This is a genomic window from Psychrobacter sp. UBA2769 (assembly GCF_002352555.1).
GTDB classification, from domain to species: domain Bacteria; phylum Pseudomonadota; class Gammaproteobacteria; order Pseudomonadales; family Moraxellaceae; genus Psychrobacter; species Psychrobacter maritimus.
In genome coordinates this window covers 143,988-160,215 of sequence record NZ_DEIR01000014.1, presented here as the reverse complement: position 1 = coordinate 160,215, position 16,228 = coordinate 143,988, and the positions used below count along the sequence as shown (strand labels likewise).

Annotated in this window: 13 protein-coding genes; 8 read left to right on the top strand and 5 right to left on the bottom strand. The window is 42.3% G+C overall.

Going from position 1 to position 16,228, the window contains the following annotated elements; genetic code table 11:
* Positions 1-29: 29 nt before the first annotated feature.
* Both B3Q63_RS06260 and B3Q63_RS06255 read right to left on the bottom strand, forming a co-directional pair.
* Positions 30-1,904: a SurA N-terminal domain-containing protein gene (locus B3Q63_RS06260; protein WP_296174963.1), complete on the bottom strand. Its 1,875-nt coding sequence runs from the start codon at positions 1,902-1,904 to the stop codon at positions 30-32.
* A gap of 481 nt (positions 1,905-2,385) precedes the next feature.
* Positions 2,386-2,658: an HU family DNA-binding protein gene (locus B3Q63_RS06255; RefSeq protein WP_068404475.1), complete on the bottom strand. Its 273-nt coding sequence runs from the start codon at positions 2,656-2,658 to the stop codon at positions 2,386-2,388.
* Positions 2,659-3,303: 645 nt separating this feature from the next.
* Between B3Q63_RS06255 and B3Q63_RS06250 the strand changes: the two genes are divergently transcribed.
* The 8 genes from B3Q63_RS06250 (at position 3,304) to fdx (ending at position 10,893) form a co-directional block, all read left to right on the top strand.
* Complete coding sequence (locus B3Q63_RS06250; RefSeq protein ID WP_296174957.1) at positions 3,304-3,951, top strand: hypothetical protein; 648 nt, start codon at positions 3,304-3,306, stop codon at positions 3,949-3,951.
* A 605-nt stretch (positions 3,952-4,556) separates the two neighbouring features.
* The gene (locus tag B3Q63_RS06245) at positions 4,557-5,069 is read left to right on the top strand and encodes an Rrf2 family transcriptional regulator (RefSeq protein ID WP_201565956.1); all 513 of its coding nucleotides are present in this window, start codon (positions 4,557-4,559) and stop codon (positions 5,067-5,069) included.
* A complete protein-coding gene (locus B3Q63_RS06240; protein ID WP_201565954.1) occupies positions 5,066-6,292 on the top strand; it encodes an IscS subfamily cysteine desulfurase in 1,227 nt (408 codons plus the stop codon). Before B3Q63_RS06245 ends, B3Q63_RS06240 begins: the two co-directional genes overlap by 4 nt.
* Positions 6,293-6,522: 230 nt before the next feature.
* The gene (iscU, locus tag B3Q63_RS06235; protein ID WP_183620927.1) at positions 6,523-6,933 is read left to right on the top strand and encodes a Fe-S cluster assembly scaffold IscU; all 411 of its coding nucleotides are present in this window, start codon (positions 6,523-6,525) and stop codon (positions 6,931-6,933) included.
* A 297-nt stretch (positions 6,934-7,230) separates the two neighbouring features.
* Positions 7,231-7,551 carry an iron-sulfur cluster assembly protein IscA gene (gene iscA, locus B3Q63_RS06230; RefSeq protein WP_149489769.1) on the top strand — a complete coding sequence of 107 codons (321 nt, stop codon included), beginning with the start codon at positions 7,231-7,233 and terminating at the stop codon, positions 7,549-7,551.
* A gap of 138 nt (positions 7,552-7,689) precedes the next feature.
* A complete protein-coding gene (hscB, locus tag B3Q63_RS06225; RefSeq protein ID WP_296174947.1) occupies positions 7,690-8,283 on the top strand; it encodes a Fe-S protein assembly co-chaperone HscB in 594 nt (197 codons plus the stop codon).
* A 291-nt stretch (positions 8,284-8,574) separates the two neighbouring features.
* Positions 8,575-10,452 carry a Fe-S protein assembly chaperone HscA gene (hscA, locus tag B3Q63_RS06220; RefSeq protein ID WP_296174943.1) on the top strand — a complete coding sequence of 626 codons (1,878 nt, stop codon included), beginning with the start codon at positions 8,575-8,577 and terminating at the stop codon, positions 10,450-10,452.
* A 102-nt stretch (positions 10,453-10,554) separates the two neighbouring features.
* Positions 10,555-10,893 (top strand): ISC system 2Fe-2S type ferredoxin, encoded by a 339-nt coding sequence (gene fdx, locus B3Q63_RS06215; protein ID WP_201565424.1) that lies wholly within the window; start codon positions 10,555-10,557, stop codon positions 10,891-10,893.
* A gap of 203 nt (positions 10,894-11,096) precedes the next feature.
* On the opposite strand, the gene B3Q63_RS06210 is transcribed toward fdx, so the two are convergent.
* The 3 genes from B3Q63_RS06210 to B3Q63_RS06200 form a co-directional block, all read right to left on the bottom strand.
* Positions 11,097-12,521 carry an adenylate/guanylate cyclase domain-containing protein gene (locus tag B3Q63_RS06210; RefSeq protein WP_296174941.1) on the bottom strand — a complete coding sequence of 475 codons (1,425 nt, stop codon included), beginning with the start codon at positions 12,519-12,521 and terminating at the stop codon, positions 11,097-11,099.
* A 425-nt stretch (positions 12,522-12,946) separates the two neighbouring features.
* Positions 12,947-15,064: a neutral/alkaline non-lysosomal ceramidase N-terminal domain-containing protein gene (locus B3Q63_RS06205; protein ID WP_296174938.1), complete on the bottom strand. Its 2,118-nt coding sequence runs from the start codon at positions 15,062-15,064 to the stop codon at positions 12,947-12,949.
* 486 nt (positions 15,065-15,550) lie between these two features.
* Positions 15,551-15,985: an HIT domain-containing protein gene (locus tag B3Q63_RS06200; RefSeq protein ID WP_183620932.1), complete on the bottom strand. Its 435-nt coding sequence runs from the start codon at positions 15,983-15,985 to the stop codon at positions 15,551-15,553.
* Positions 15,986-16,228 lie beyond the last annotated feature (243 nt).

Sequence of the window (16,228 nt, the reverse complement as noted above, 5' to 3'; positions counted from 1 at the left end):
AATGGTTTAATAAGTGCCCTATAGGTCGCTTAACGCCCTTGCGCATTGGCCATATTGGTTTTATTAATTTCAACTTTGTACACCATACGTAGATAATCTAGATAATCTTGCAGCTGATCTTGACCTAAATTATCACGAATAATGGCGGCAGTTTGGGCTCTTTGGGCATCAGATAACGGCGATTGCTGCTCTGTTTTGATGCGATCACCGACCAATAACGTCGCACCCATCTCAGTCTCGCTCGCTACTGCCACCACACCATTGGCGGCTGCTTGCTGACTAAAGGCTAAGCCACGCTCTTTTTCGGTCAATTGCGTGGTCTGACGGTTTATTTCGCCTAACGCTTGTAGCTTAACTGGTTGTTTAGCAATATCAGCAGGCGTCTTAATACCAGCGGCCAGTTTCTTCGCCTCTTTTAGTGCTAGTGCCGTCGCTTTTTGTTGACGCAATATCTGCGTAATTCTTGGCGTCGCTGCTGTCAAAGATAGCGTTTTCGTTGGACGATAGTTACTTGGTTGTACCCATACCGTGCCATTACCGACCTCAATACCTGCCGTCACTGCTTGGTCTTGAATGGTAAACTCATCAAACGCTTGCTTAATCACCGCAGGCTGCGCCAAAGCAGATTGATTGTTTTCTTTACGATAGTCTTTGATACGTTTTAATGCGACGTTTTCTTGCTGAGCAATATCTTCAATACTAAAGCCATCTGCCGCCAAATCGTTAATCGCCGTCACTTTATCCGCATACATTTCCTGACGTTTATACTCTTTGGCTTTAGCCGTTAACTCTGCACGCATGCTGTCTAGACTTGGTATTTTGCTACCATTATCTTCAGTCACAGTAAATATCTGATAGCCAAAGCTGGTCTTTACAGGCGCGCTGACATCACCAACACTCAAGCCTTCAAGTGCTTTTTCAACCGCTGGGGCGTCATTACCAAATACCGAGGCATTAAAGCGTCCGATATCGCCACCTGTTTCTCCTGATGGATCATCAGATTCTGTCTTAGCCAGCTTAGCAAATGACTCACCTTTAGCAAGACGGGCTTTAATCTTATCAGCGCGCGCTTTGGCATCTTTACCGGTTAGCAAGATTTGACTAATTTTACGCTCATCAACGACAGCCAGACCTTGCTTATAAGCTTCATACTGCTGCTGCACATCTTCTTTACTAACCTCATTAACTTCAATGGCCTGCGGGCTCAGTTGCAGGTAAGCCAAATCAACCATGGCAGCGCTTTTTAACTTGTCTTTATTGGCATCATAATAGGCTTGGATATCACCCTTGCTCAACTTTACTTGTTCAGCATAGTCTTGCCAATTAAAACGATGCAGCCAAATATTGCGCGACTCTAGCTGCAGGTCAATCAATTGACTGACCGCTTGCATTGGATATACCGCTGTGCCTACGATACTGGCGTTGAGCTGGTCTAAGCTTAACTGGTTGCGGAACTCTGCAAACAGCTGGTCTTTGGTCATATTGCGCTGACGTAAAAAGTTTGAAAACTGATCGTTAGAAAAGTTGCCTTCCGCATCTTTAAAGATCTCTTCTTGGCGCAATAAGCGATTAATGGTGTCATCAGAAACCGTCATACCAAGCTTACCAGCCTGCTGCTCTAGTAAAGTGCGATCAATCAATCCCTTTAAGACTTGCTCATGTAGCACATCTTCATTTAATAAACTGGCATCATCAACTTGGTCTAAAAGCTCGGTACGGCGGTTGTTTACCGCAGTCTGATACTCGGACAGTCCCACGCTTGCGTCACCTACTTGAGCGATTTGGTTGGGATCGACCCCGCCTCCAAAGTAGCTTTCGACACCCAATAGAGCGAGCGGCGATAGGCATAAAATCAATAAAATGCGACCTGGCCAGCTTTTTAAAAAATCGCGCAATTTATCCATAGTTATCTCTGCTTTATTAACCTATATTGATGAAAGACCATTGTAATACTATTAATAATATCAACGCTGTATAAGCAGGCAATGGTAAGAAGAAGAACGTGTGCAGTCTATCGTTGCAAAACAAGGCTTATTGACAAAGCTTATAGCAAGGTTTTTAAAACCTCTTGTTTAAACAACACATCTATCGCGCGCCCTATGATACGTGATTTTTAATGCAGACTCAAAATATTCACGCTACTATTCACACTAATTGACACAAACTATAGCACTAAAAAAAGCACCTAATCTCTAGGTGCTTTTTTGCTACATCACTCATGACTTAAATTGTACTTTGATTGTGCCTTAAGCCACAAGTTGCCATCATCAATTTACTGCCAACAAACGCTGTTGTTATGCGTGTATCACGTCGTCAACGAGCATCTGTGTATCATAAAATAGCTTAAATGAAATGGCGTAAATAAAGCGGCTTGTTTTAAACGGCTTAGTTTAAACGCTCTTTCAAGTTTTTACCCGCTTTGAAGCTTGGTACTTTGCTTGCTGGAATGCTAAGCTCTTCACCAGTCTTAGGGTTACGGCCAGTACGAGCCTTACGGTCTTTTACGCTAAAAGTACCAAAACCAACCAATGAGATGCTATCGCCAGCTTCTAGAGCTTCGCCAACACTTTCCATTACTGCATTCAAAGCTTCGCCAGCTTGAGTTTTATTTAGACCACTTTTCTCGGCGATGCTATCAATTAATTCTGACTTATTCATAAAATTTCCTTCAAGTTTTAGGGGGTAAAAAAACGCTCACGCCAAGTATTGTATCGCTCTCAGAGTACTTAAGCAATAAAAACCACCTGACTGGCGTATAAACAGGTTTCGCTTTGTTAACGTCTTTATAGCAAGGCAGCATAAGGAGCGCAAGCGATTTTACATATTTTTGTGCACTCTACTACGTATTTGACACCCAATGTTACTCAAAACTGCTGCAACTTTTTTGCAAAATCGCTATTTTAGCTTGTGTATTTGGCTTAGGTCTTGTGTCATTTGACGTAGAAAAATCAGCTTAGCCAGTTAAACACTATAATAGCTGGTGCACAAACAATTTAGCTTGCGCATAAACAATGTCATCAAACGCTTATTAAAGCGCTTAATAACCTGACTGCGCTGCTAAAAACCAATTTTTATCGATAAAAATAACTGCCAAGCCATACTAATACATTGTCAGTCATAAATACCAGTGTCTTTATTGACTGGCAAATTGTAAGGTAATAAATTAACAACTGACAGAAACGGGCGTTACTTTTTATTATAAAGGCGTTACTATAAGCGCAATTCTATTGTACATTTTGGGTCGACTTTGATCCCTGCCTGTCCTTTTGTCTTTCATTTACACCATAAAAACGGATTATCTACATGAAGCGTTCTACGTTGTCTCACTCTTTGCTTAATATCATATTGGTGTTTATCGAGTCGGCGCTGACCCTGCTGTTACGCTTAGACCCAGAGCTCCGTAAAGCCGCTTATCCGCTTGCCAAGCAAGAGACTGTCGTCGCGCTAAGATTGTACTTACCGCATGTGGAAGTTTTTGCCACTTTTAGTACCAAAGGCGTGTTATTGGACGACCGCTTGCCTATCGGGCGTACTGAGCCTGACGTTGTTATCAATGCTTATAGCATTCAAGTGATTAATGCCATCACTACCCACGACAGCGAAACCACCGAAAAGCTACAAATGCGTGGTGAGTCGGTGCAAGTACAGTTGGTGAAGCAGTTTATTATGCAGCTGGGTCTTGGTAGTTTGATTCAAGGCCTGATTAAAAAGATTAAGGGCGGCAAAAGCAAGCCCAAGCCTACTGAAGCTGAAAAGGCCGATAAAAAAGAGAGCTATAAGCTACGTATTAAAGAGCAGCAAACTCAAATCACCACTTTGACCATCAAAAACCGTGAGCTTGAAACCACGGTAAAAGAATTACAAAGTAAACAGCAGACCTTTATTATTACGAGCATAGTCGCTGCTGTTATCGCCATTGCCGCTATCATCGCTCTATTTATAATGACTTAACTTTTAATAATCTAATTCGATAATGAATTAGCTTTACAACAATGCACGGCCGCTGATCGCTTATAAATACTGATATTTCATACAAATCGTTTTTTTAAGAATATAATAGCTTCATATCGATGTAGCGTTTAATAATGCTTAGCATTATTAAACGCTTTTTGTCATATACACGCTATTGCACACTTTTCCTCCTCGCTACTCCTCTTTCATATTTACCTTTAATATCTGCGTCATTGTTTTTATCAATCATGGTCATAAGTTGCACTCACCATTCAACCACACTTTAATCTTGACTAAATTACTCGGGATTGATTATAATGACTCTATCGTTGTACACATCGGGTAAACCATCTGCTGTTTAATAGCGACAAGACACCACTTAGTCGATAGATGATTTCCCTTAATAGAAGTGTCAATACTATTAAGTATTAAATGCCGTTAAGTATTAAATGCTATTAGCTATTAATAGTTCGCTGCCAATAAACCACTTATGCTTTATAAATGATTGATGGCATAAATGATTGCAAGCGGCACACTTCTAAAAATACGACATGACTAAGATCGTTGTTAAATAAATTTATCCTTAAAAGGTTTGGAGATAATATATGCGTTTGACTACTCGAGGCAGATACGCCGTGACCGCTTTACTTGATTTGGCACTGCAAACCAGCCAACAAGAGAGCGCCGTCTCTTTATCAGACATTGCTAAGCGGCAATCGATATCTATCTCTTATCTTGAACAGTTATTTTCCAAACTGCGTAAACGTGGTTTAGTCACCAGTATTCGCGGTGCAGCAGGCGGCTATCATCTGGCCAAACCACTTGATGAGATTGATGTGATGAGCATCATTTCTGCCGTCGATGAATCTGTGGATGCAATGCAGTGCGGCGGACGCGGCGACTGTCAAAGTGGTACAATGTGCCTAACGCATGATTTGTGGTGCGCTCTATCTAATCATGTTGAACAGTACTTGAAAAATATAACATTAGCGCAATTATTAGACATGGAACACGTGCAGTCAGTCTCAGACCGTCAGCACCTCTCTTTTCCAAAAGAAACTTCTATGAAAGACATCAATACTATTACCCTATCGACCAGCGAGGCAAACCCAGCATGAGCCAACATAACAACCTTATATACTTAGATTATGCCGCCACTACGCCAGTTGCTAAGTCAGTCGCTGCCAAGATGAGCGAATATCTGACAGTAGACGGCATCTTTGGTAACCCAGCATCACGTTCACATGGCTATGGCTGGCAAGCGGAAGAAGCGGTAGAAACGGCTCGCGGGCAAGTGGCTGAAGCAATTAATGCTGACCCACGCGAAATCGTCTTTACCTCGGGTGCGACAGAATCAGATAACTTAGCCATTAAAGGCGCAGCACACTTTTATCAGTCTCGTGGTAAGCATATTATTACCAGTAAAATTGAGCATAAAGCTGTTTTAGATACCTGCCGTGAGCTTGAGCAAGAAGGCTTTGAGATTACCTATCTTGAGCCGCAGCCAAGCACCGGTTTGATTTTACCAGAGCAAGTGAAAGCAGCTTTACGTGACGATACAATTTTAGTATCACTGATGATAGTAAATAATGAGCTTGGTACGATTACCGATGTTGCGGCGATTGGTGAAATCACTCGCGAAGCGGGCGTTATCTTCCACGTCGATGGTGCTCAGTCAGTTGGTAAAGTATTGGTCGATCTTGAAAAGATGAAAATTGACTTAATGAGCTTCTCAGGTCATAAAGCTTACGGTCCTAAAGGTATCGGCGCATTATTCGTCAGTCGTAAACCACGTGTTCGCCTAAAAGCGGAACAACATGGCGGTGGTCATGAGCGCGGTATGCGTTCAGGTACGTTGCCAACGCATCAAATCGTTGGTATCGGTGCCGCATTTGCTTTAGCCAATGAGCGCTATGCAGAAGACCATGCTCACGCGGCAAAGCTACGCCAAAAACTGTGGGACGGTCTACAAGATATCGAAGAGATTTATCTAAACGGTGATTTAGAAAACAGTGTGCCAAATATTGTTAATATCAGCTTTAACTTTGTTGAAGGCGAGTCGCTCATGATGTCGCTAAAAGACTTGGCGGTATCATCAGGTTCAGCCTGCACCTCAGCCACGCTTGAGCCATCATACGTATTGCGTGCTATTGGTCGCCCAGATGAGTTGGCGCATAGCTCAATCCGCTTTAGCTTTGGTCGTTATACCACTGAAGAAGACATTGATACAGTTATCAAGCAAATGCATGAAGCGGTTGATAAGCTACGTGCCCTATCACCACTTTGGGATATGTATCAAGAAGGCGTTGATTTAGACTCGGTAGAATGGTCTGAGCATTAATATTTACCAGTAAAACTTTTAATAGTTAAAACGTCTAATGGTTATCAAATATAACCATTAGCTGAACCATTAATTAGATAGTCATACATTTAGTTTTTATAAATACAGTTTTATGAACGACATGTTTGACCCCAATTATCGATGAGTAGACAAGCATTTAGCGTTAGTAAGTGACTAATTCAGTTTCATCGTCTAAATGCTTACTCATCATCTAACTAGGAGAAAATCCCATGGCCTATAGTGACCAAGTTATTGATCATTACGAAAACCCACGCAACGTCGGCAATCTTGACAAAAATGCCAAAAACGTTGGTACAGGTATGGTTGGTGCGCCAGCATGTGGCGATGTGATGCGTCTACAAATCCAAGTCGATGATAACGGTATCATCGAAGATGCACGCTTTAAAACCTATGGCTGCGGTTCAGCAATTGCGTCAAGCTCACTCGTCACCGAGTGGCTAAAAGGCAAAAGCTTGGATCAAGCTGGCGAAATCAAAAATATGGATATTGCTGAAGAATTGGCATTGCCACCAGTAAAAGTGCATTGCTCTGTACTTGCAGAAGACGCCATTAAAGCCGCGATTAGCGACTATAAAGGCAAACATAGCGCTGCTGCGGTAACTGAAGAAGCAACCAGCTAATTTAGAGCGTATGCGCTTATTAATGTAATGAGCGTTAGTAGCCATATTTTAGTAGCAGTGCTTTAGCAGCAATACTTTAATAGCAGTATTTTAGTAAAAGCCATGAGCAGTAACGTTAGAAGCTACTAACGCTAATAAGGTGACAATAACGCTCATGTAATTGTCACCTTTTATTTATTTTTTAACGCTTTATTGGCAAGTTATTACTCGCAACGCTTTATTCGTACTAAGCTCTACACAAAATAAGCATTTTGCGTGAATTATTATTATCGATTTTGAGAGTCAATGGGAGTTGGCATGATTGAAATGACAGAACGCGCCGCTCAGCATGTTCGAGATTTTTTGGACAATCGCGGTAAAGGTGAAGGCATTCGAGTGGGTATCCGCACAGCGGGTTGCTCAGGCTTGGCTTATGTCTTAGAGTTTGTTGACACACCTGACGAAAATGACACCCGTTATGAAAGCCTTGGCGTTAATATTTTTATTGACCCTAAAAGTTTGGTCTATTTAGATGGCTTATTGATGGATTATGAAAAAGAAGGTCTTAACGAAGGCTTCAAATTCACCAATCCCAATCAAAAAGGTGAATGTGGCTGCGGTGAATCGTTTACGGTTTAAAGGCTTAAACGAGAGTGCGCTAAACGATTGACACTCAAGCGATTAGCGCTTAAATACTGAGTTATTAAAAAAGTATTTGAAACGACCATCAAAACAGTAAAGTCCTCACAATAATAAATAGAAATGAAGGCAGACGATATGACAGACATCACCTCAGAAGCACAGTTTGATAACTTCTTTGCCTTATTTGAACAACCTGTACAATTTGCGGTCAATCAAGAGCATCTTGATCAGCAGCTGCGTCTGCTACAAAAACGCTATCATCCGGATAACTTATCGGTAGCAAATGATAAAAATGCGGCAGATAGCGCGCAAGCTAAGCAACAATCAGAGCAGGCATCAGCGCTTATTAACCAAGCTTATCAAACGCTAAGTGTGCCCGATAGTCGTGCCAGCTATTTGTTAGATATTGCAGGTCAAGCCCAAAATTTGGAGCATTCTATTGCTGATTTAAACTTCTTAGAAGATGCCATGCAAATGCGTATTGACTTAGATGAGGCGATTGAAGATAAAGAGCTGACAGCGCTAAAGCAGCTACACCCACAGATTACTGAGCGTTTAGCCAAACAGTCAGAGCGTTTTAACACAGCTTACCAAAGCCAAGACTGGCAAACGGCGATTGACGCCACACAAAAGTTAAAGTTCTTAGTAAAGTTAGATGCCGATGTGACCATAGGACTTGATGAAGTCGCGTCTGCTGAGCATTTAGACGATGATGACTTATACGTTTAACCTCATGCTAAGTAGCACTGTTTAACTTTACGAGTGACAAGTTTATATGAGGGTATGGTTAAAATGATTGCTGCTATCCCGTATAATTGCAGATATTAACTGCCTTTTAACTAACATTTTTACCATGGCTTTCTAAGTCCGTATGTTTTTAAATACCTACGTTTAACTATTTTTGATTATTAATAACAATTAGATTATTAATAGCAGTTAATAGTACAGCGGTTAAATGATAGTCGCCCATATATTGCCTTTGTTCCATTTCACTTATTCATTTTATCTTTGAGTTTTCTTATGTCTTTATTGCAAATTGCCGAACCCAATCAAAGTGCCCAACCTCACCAGCATCGTTTTGGTCTAGGAATCGACCTTGGTACCACGCGCTCACTGGTCGCTGTGGTACGCTCAGGCAAGGCGCAAGTTTTGCAAGCAGCGACAACGACAGATACCTTGTTACCGTCTGTGGTCTACTATCCAAGCACAGGTAATCCAGTGGTTGGCTATGATGCCCTTGCTCACTTAGCAGATGATCCAAAAAATACGATTATCTCGGCTAAGCGCTTTATGGGTCGTAGCCAAGCAGATATTAAATTCTCCCATCCTTATGAGTTAAGTGGCAGCAAAGATGCGATGCCTGCGTTTGTGACGGCGCAAGGGGAAGTATCTCCTGTTGAGGTTTCAGCGCGTATTTTAGCAGCGCTAGAGCAACGTGCCGCAAGTGCCTTGCCCGATGAGAGCATACAAGGTGCGGTGATTACTGTGCCAGCCTATTTCGATGAAGCACAGCGTCAAGCCACTAAAGATGCGGCACAGGCGGCAGGTATCAATGTATTACGCCTATTAAATGAGCCTACCGCTGCGGCAGTCGCTTACGGTCTCGACCAACCTACCGATGACGATACTGAAAACTACTACTTAATCTATGATTTGGGTGGTGGTACTTTTGATGTGTCTATTTTAAAGCTAAGCGATGGCGTATTTGAAGTATTGGCCACAGGCGGCAATAGTGCGCTTGGTGGTGATGATATTGACCGCTTATTGACCAATTGGCTGATTAAGCAATTAAACATTGACCCCAAAGACGTAAGCTTGCATGACAAATCAATACTTGCGCAACAAGCTAAGAGCTATAAGCAAGCATTGACGGATGCTGAACAAGTCGATATCGACATTGTGGTCAATGAGCAATCTTATCAAGGCGTCTTAAGTCGCAAAGATTTGATAACGATTGCAGAGCCTGTCAGTCGCCGTACGTTGAGCGTCTGCGAGCAAGTACTGCGTGATGCCAAGTTATCTGCCGCTGATTTAGATGAAGTGATTTTGGTCGGTGGTTCTACGCGTATGCCAGCAATTCAGCAAGTGGTTGCAGACTTTTTTGCTAAAGAGCCGCTTTGCCGCTTGAATCCAGATGAAGTCGTCGCTTTAGGTGCGGCACAGTCTGCGCATCAATTGGTCAATGGCGATGGTGACAATGGCTTGTTATTACTTGATGTGACACCTTTATCGCTTGGTCTAGAGACCATGGGCGGGTTGGTTGAAGTACTGATTCCGCGTAACACCCCTATTCCGGTTAAAAAACGCCAAGTGTTTACCACTTATCAAGATGGTCAAACCGGCATGGTCATCCATGTGGTACAAGGCGAGCGTGAGACGGTCGATAACTGCCGCTCACTTGGACGCTTTGAGCTATACGGCATTCCACCGATGAAAGCAGGCTTTGCACGTATTGAGGTGACCTTTAGTATTGATGCCAATGGACAGCTAACCGTCAGTGCGCAAGAAACCACCACTAAAACTGAAAGTAAAATCGAAATTGTGCCATCTTATGGTCTGTCTGATGAGCAAAAAGAGCAGCTATTGATTGCAGGCTTTAAATACGCTGAAGAAGATAAAAATGTGCGCTCTTTAATTGAGACCAAAGTAAAAGCTGAACGTGAATTATTGGCACTACAATCGGCGCTTAACGAGTTTTCAGCATTAGTGTCAGCTGAAGAGCAGCAGTCATTGGCGCAAACCATGCAAGACCTGCAAAGCGCGCTTAACACTAATGATTTAGCCATTATCGAAGCCAAACAAGCCAAGTTAAAGCCACACAGTGATGCCTTTGCCGCCCGCATTATGAATCAAAGTGTTAAAGCCAGTATGGCAGGCACCAGTGCCCAAGATTGGTAGCAGATACCATTAACAATATATACGCCTAAGAAAATTACCTAGCAGTTGAACTAGGCGGACCCTTTTTATTTTTTTAATTGATTAGCAGCGGACAAACAACTTATGCCAAAAATTACTATATTACCCCATCATGAAATTTGCCCTGAAGGTACTGAAGTCGAACTAGAGGCAGGCAGCAACTTATGTAAAGCGCTGCTAGAAAAAGGCATCAAGATTGAGCATGCTTGCGAGATGTCAAAAGCTTGTACGACTTGTCATGTGGTGGTACGTAAAGGTTTTAATAGCTTAGATGAGATGGACGATATCGAAGCCGACTTACTAGACCGCGCTTGGGGTTTGGAACCTGATTCGCGCTTATCGTGTCAGGTCATGCTTGATGATGAAGATTTAACCATCGAGATTCCTAAGTACACCCTAAACCATGCCAAAGAAAACCATTAAATACTTGTAGTGTTTTATGACTTAGCTTGATTATCCAAGCTCATTTAGTTGAAAACACGCTGACAGTAAACTAAAAAAGCCAGTTATTTATCATAACTGGCTTTTTCTATTTTTACTGCTAGTAATCCTGCGTGCAAATTTAACTGTCATGCTATAAACATTCATTTCTACAAATCACTCAAATCGGTTTCATTCTGCGCTTATTAATGACGATTGTTTTCTTGCTTACTTGCCTCTAACATCTCAAGCGCTATCGTCTGCTCTTCTTTTTCAATACGCGCCAGCGCCAGATTTAAGCGATTTCTGATATCCTGATAATCATTGTCTTGCATGTCTCTAAAATTCAGATGCAAATTAAAACCTGGTAAGGTGTGGTCAACCCACTTTGATAACTGACCTTTATTCTCATCAGGATCGAGTACTTGCCAAGCGTTTATTTTTTTATCAAAACCTTTAAGCTGAAAAGCACCAGCATATTCGCAGTCGTAATCATGCGAGATATAATCATAGGTACTGTCGCTGATAAATATCTGTCCTTTGCCAGCGACCGCCTCAAGCCTTGACGCTAGGTTGGCTTCTTTCCCAATGAGGGTATAGCTTAGGCGGCTATTACTACCAAAGTTACCGACATGACAGTAGCCTGTGGTAATACCGATGCGAATATACAAACCCTCAAAGCCCAACAAACGCCATTTTTGCCGCAAGGTGCGCATCTCACGGCGCATATCTATGGCCATTGCCACGCAGTCTAGTGCATCTTGACGCGGTCCGCGGCTGTTTGGTTCGCCAAAAAAACACACCATACCATCGCCAATAAATTTATCCAATACCGCACCATGCTTATTGGCAATTAAGGTCATACAGTGCATATAGGTATTTAAGATATCAGCCAAATTGTCTGCGCTCAAACTCTCAGACAGTTCGGTAAAGCCGACAATATCTGAAAACATAATCGTTAGCTTGGCACGTTTATTATCGACGTTAACGGGACTGTCAGATTTTACAATTGGCTCCCAGACTTGCAGCGGCACAAAGCGTGTTAACTTATTAATCACAGAAACCATGGTATTGAGACGCCCAACCGCTTGCTGCGCTCGTGCTTCATAGTTTATATAGTCATGATAAACGTGGCGAAAATGGCACAATAGCACCAGCATACTGGCCAATAAGATAACGGGGGTAATCAAGCCTTCGTGGCAATCTATCTGAGCGCTACTTAAGGTGACACTCACATAATAAAAAACAATGACCGTGACTACGGAAACCGCTATGAGTTTTAGATGGTTTTCCGGACTGCTAAGAATAACTCGCAAGCCGATGAGCGCCGATAAGCTGAGCGAGATAATGGGGCAAAACTGTATCGAGCCGATGACCGCCGATAATAAGATAATGACAATGTTCGAGGTCCAAAAACTGGTTTGGCGACGATAGTTATAAATTAAAAGCATCAAGCTCGGCAGACAGACAATGACCACTAGCGCCATTGAGGTTGGACTAAAATTAAAATGTACAGCGAGTAATATAACCGTCAGTATTAAAACGTAGATTTCCGGATAGTCAAAGCGATAGGCATTGCTATTACCATCCTGTAGCGGAATCTTTGCGCTTGAGGTTTCTAAAAATGCCATGGTCGCTATTCGCCTAAAGATAAACCATCAGAAATTTTAATGAACATTAAAATAACGCTCATATTATCATTGAGGTTTAGGTAGCTCTTATTAAGCAGCCCCTATTTCGGGATAAAAGATCGATCACTAACGCTCATCTTTATAAACCACTGATAATATAAGTAGATAGTAAATCTATACATTATACTGCCTTATTCCCATAGCACCTAGGTCACTGGTAGGAAAAAGTATACCACTTATCGCTCATTTGCCTAAAAAGCTCTTTAAATCCAAAGCTTAATAGCTCTGATTTAAATTAACATTCTTAAAAGACACAAGAATACATAGCAAGAAATAAAGACCAAAAAGCCAGATAACTACTATCTGGCTTCTCTATATATAAAGATTAAGTGGAAAGTGAATTGATAAAAACATAATAAAATTTATTACTGAACGATAAAGCTATTAGAAACGCCTGAATACGGCTTTATTTTACGTGTCCAGCCACTTTTCCAATCGCCTTGATGGGTCAATCGATACGTACCCGCTGGAGTATCATTACTGATTCGCCAATCGATAATAGCTTTACTATAAGCCGCCCCTTCACGCTTCCAAGTATAGGTGGTCTCAAAGTCACTATCACTCAGATAATCGACCCACTGGCCATTCTCAAAACGCTGCACCTTTAAAAAACTGTCTTCGGTCCGTAGATTGTTTTTAGGATGAGCACCGCGGAATACCGCTGTGGCAACCTGACTTTTTTGATAACTGGCTTTAGGCTGAGTGAGCGTTTGTCCCCAAGCTTGTTTTAAAGGCTTATCATCAAATACCACACCCGGACGCTCATTAAACGACTTAGCTGAGCGATCAGGCGGTGTGGCACTGTCATAAACCTCTATGCCATCCCGTAGCGCTTCGGCCAATTGGGTATATTCTTGTATATAAGCAGCTGTTTGATAAGGGCCATATTCAGTAGATGCCCCTTCGTAATGCTGGGTGGCGAACTCTTCACGCGTGCTCAAATAACCGCTATAATTATTAGCCAAGCCATTAATGATAACGGTATCTACGCCTGAATCTCTTAGCTGCGCCAGCACGGCAGCGCGCATCCGCCGTCCGACCATGGTCGTAGGTTCACCAGGGATAGCAACGATGGCGATATTACCAATGCGCATCAGCTGAACGGGTTGCTGAGTATTAATCCAACCCCAGCTGCCAGTCGGTAATAATACTTGTTTTTCAGCCTGACAGTCATCTTGGCTGACGGTTGAAACAATCCCAAAGGCGCCGCGCGTCAAACTACCTAGAAAGGATTGGTCGACTTTATTGATATCATCATTAATGCGGAAGTTTTCTCGTGTCATGCCCTCATACATCCCCGGTATGTTCGATGGGCCATTCTCGCCGCCAGCAGCAAACGAGTAACCGCGGGCTGGCATACATAAGACTTTATTGCCTGCGCCATCGGTAAATTTACCATCGACTTGGTAGCCCTTTAAATCAACCCAACGCGCGCGTACATCCACGGGACCAGCAACCGGCACACCTTGATTCCAAAGCTCAACCGCCTTATCAAGCTGCAGTTGTCCATCACGCCTGACGTTTTCCCACTCATTGTCGCTGCCTTGATAGCCAGGTTTTGAGTTGGCATTACCACCTGCGGCTAATACATCACCTTCATCAGCATTGGCAAAAGCGGCAACAAATGGCTTATCTGCATTTCCACCGAAAATCTTTTCAGCACCGCGCTGGGCAAAGCCTTTATTATCAGCGCTGAGATGCATAAACTGATTACTAAAACTGGTCGGATGCAGTGCAAACCAATTAATCAGCCCCACTGGCGTGCCATCGGCAGTATTTAGGCGCAGCTGAGTCATGGTCTCATTAACATTACTATCAAAGTCTTTTGCATCGGCATTATTGTTATAGGCAAACTCTGAGCGATTAAGTGTTGCACCTTTTAGCTCGCCTTGCGCCAAAGATAGCGTCCCGGGAGCCAAGGTATCGTGAGCACGCTTAATCGAGGTAACAATCCCATTGACAATAGCATTGAAGTTTTGGCTGCTATAGCCTGAGAGGGTGTCGTCGGTACTGGCAATTTGATATAACTGTTGATGCGAGTAGCCAGCATTGCCAACGTGGGTGTGAGTAGCAGTAAGCATGACATTATCATCATTATATAATTCGCCATAATCCGCTTTTAAGCGCTTGATGACCTCAAGCTTTACCGCGGTAAACATCGCGCCCATATCTGCTGAGACATAAACGACGCGTTTACCTTGATTTTGACTATTCGTATCCTCTCCTATAATAAAGGCATGAGAATATAAGCGGTCATTAATACCTTGCACAACCTGCCCAGAAGCATAACCAAACATGCCGGTTTCAGCAGCCGCACCGGTGATATCTGCCTTACCACTACCAACGAGATACTGACTTGTCGGCATTGCTCTCATAGACATAGCAGAAGCGCTACGATTTAACGTAACAGAGCTGTCTGATGAGGAGGTTGTATTTTCGGTAATGGTTTGCTCTGAATCAGACAGGACTGAATCGGACTGCACGGATGCAGACTATATTGAGTCAGCCTGTACTAAAGCTGACTCCGTTGAATCTGTCTCGCAGGCAGTTAAACTGAGAGCGACGGTACAAATAGAGATAAGTAACATAGAAGGTCGTAATAATGGAGGTGCAATAGAGGAAGTAGCCATCTGTTATCCTTAACATAGAGTAAAATCTTAGACTGAAAGCTTCCAATCTAAGATTAAGTACCTCGAAGCGTTTTCAATGCGGCAAATCAAGCATACTGACTAATACGCAAAAAACGGCTGCGAGTAGATAAGTTGGCTATATCCATTTAACCAACCCACTCTCTAATATAATGAATAACAGACAAATGTAAAACACTTTATGGTTAAAACCACTTAAACCCTCATTAAATCTGGCTTTACAGTTTGTTTAAATAAATGTATTTAGATAAAAATCGTTTGGAACAGAACATTTAAATGCAAAATTATAAATAGTTCATTTTAAATTTTACTGCTCAAGTTTTACTGCATTTGCCAATCGAACGGCATTTGATGGTGACCACGTAGCGCCATCATCAATGTCTGCTGCATCTGTGCCAATACTTCTTTGGTATAAGGGATGGCTGGCACGCCCCATACTGGATTTGGCCACTGCATGTCGTTTTGATAGCGAACGATATGATGGAAATGTAACTGCGGCACTTGATTGCCCAATGCCGCCACGTTCATTTTATCGGCTTGGAAGGTCTTGGCCAATTGGCTTGATAACCAGCTCGATTCACGCAAAAACTGCGCTTGGTCTGCCTCAGATAGCTCGTATAACTCTTTGATACCTGATACCCGCGGCACCAATATCAACCAAGGAAACTGACAATCATTGATTAAACGACAGGTCGATAATGGGAAATCACCCACTAAAAAACTATCAGCAGCAAGTTTATGATGAAGTTGGAACATAATGACGGTTCTCTTGTTATGACGCTTAAATAAAAGGAATGGAAATCTAGAAAAGCAGAATTTAATTTACTAAAGAATAATACGCTTAAAAACATTGTGCTATAAAAATAGTAGGCTAAATATAGGGTGTCGCTATTTTATCAGTTATCTAACCGATAAAATAGCGCCATGACTGATTGTCTTAGGATGCAACATTCACCTTATTTAAATTATTTAGCGAATCTGTTCAGTTTAAAAATATAA

Bases quoted from the DNA above. Each gene is read 5' to 3' on its own strand.
- B3Q63_RS06260 (WP_296174963.1), bottom strand. From the start codon at position 1,904: ATGGATAAATTGCGCGATTTTTTAAAAAGCTGGCCAGGTCGCATTTTA.
- B3Q63_RS06255 (WP_068404475.1), bottom strand. From the start codon at position 2,658: ATGAATAAGTCAGAATTAATTGATAGCATCGCCGAGAAAAGTGGTCTA.
- B3Q63_RS06250 (WP_296174957.1), top strand. From the start codon at position 3,304: ATGAAGCGTTCTACGTTGTCTCACTCTTTGCTTAATATCATATTGGTG.
- B3Q63_RS06245 (WP_201565956.1), top strand. From the start codon at position 4,557: ATGCGTTTGACTACTCGAGGCAGATACGCCGTGACCGCTTTACTTGAT.
- B3Q63_RS06240 (WP_201565954.1), top strand. From the start codon at position 5,066: ATGAGCCAACATAACAACCTTATATACTTAGATTATGCCGCCACTACG.
- iscU (WP_183620927.1), top strand. From the start codon at position 6,523: ATGGCCTATAGTGACCAAGTTATTGATCATTACGAAAACCCACGCAAC.
- iscA (WP_149489769.1), top strand. From the start codon at position 7,231: ATGATTGAAATGACAGAACGCGCCGCTCAGCATGTTCGAGATTTTTTG.
- hscB (WP_296174947.1), top strand. From the start codon at position 7,690: ATGACAGACATCACCTCAGAAGCACAGTTTGATAACTTCTTTGCCTTA.
- hscA (WP_296174943.1), top strand. From the start codon at position 8,575: ATGTCTTTATTGCAAATTGCCGAACCCAATCAAAGTGCCCAACCTCAC.
- fdx (WP_201565424.1), top strand. From the start codon at position 10,555: ATGCCAAAAATTACTATATTACCCCATCATGAAATTTGCCCTGAAGGT.
- B3Q63_RS06210 (WP_296174941.1), bottom strand. From the start codon at position 12,521: ATGGCATTTTTAGAAACCTCAAGCGCAAAGATTCCGCTACAGGATGGT.
- B3Q63_RS06200 (WP_183620932.1), bottom strand. From the start codon at position 15,985: ATGTTCCAACTTCATCATAAACTTGCTGCTGATAGTTTTTTAGTGGGT.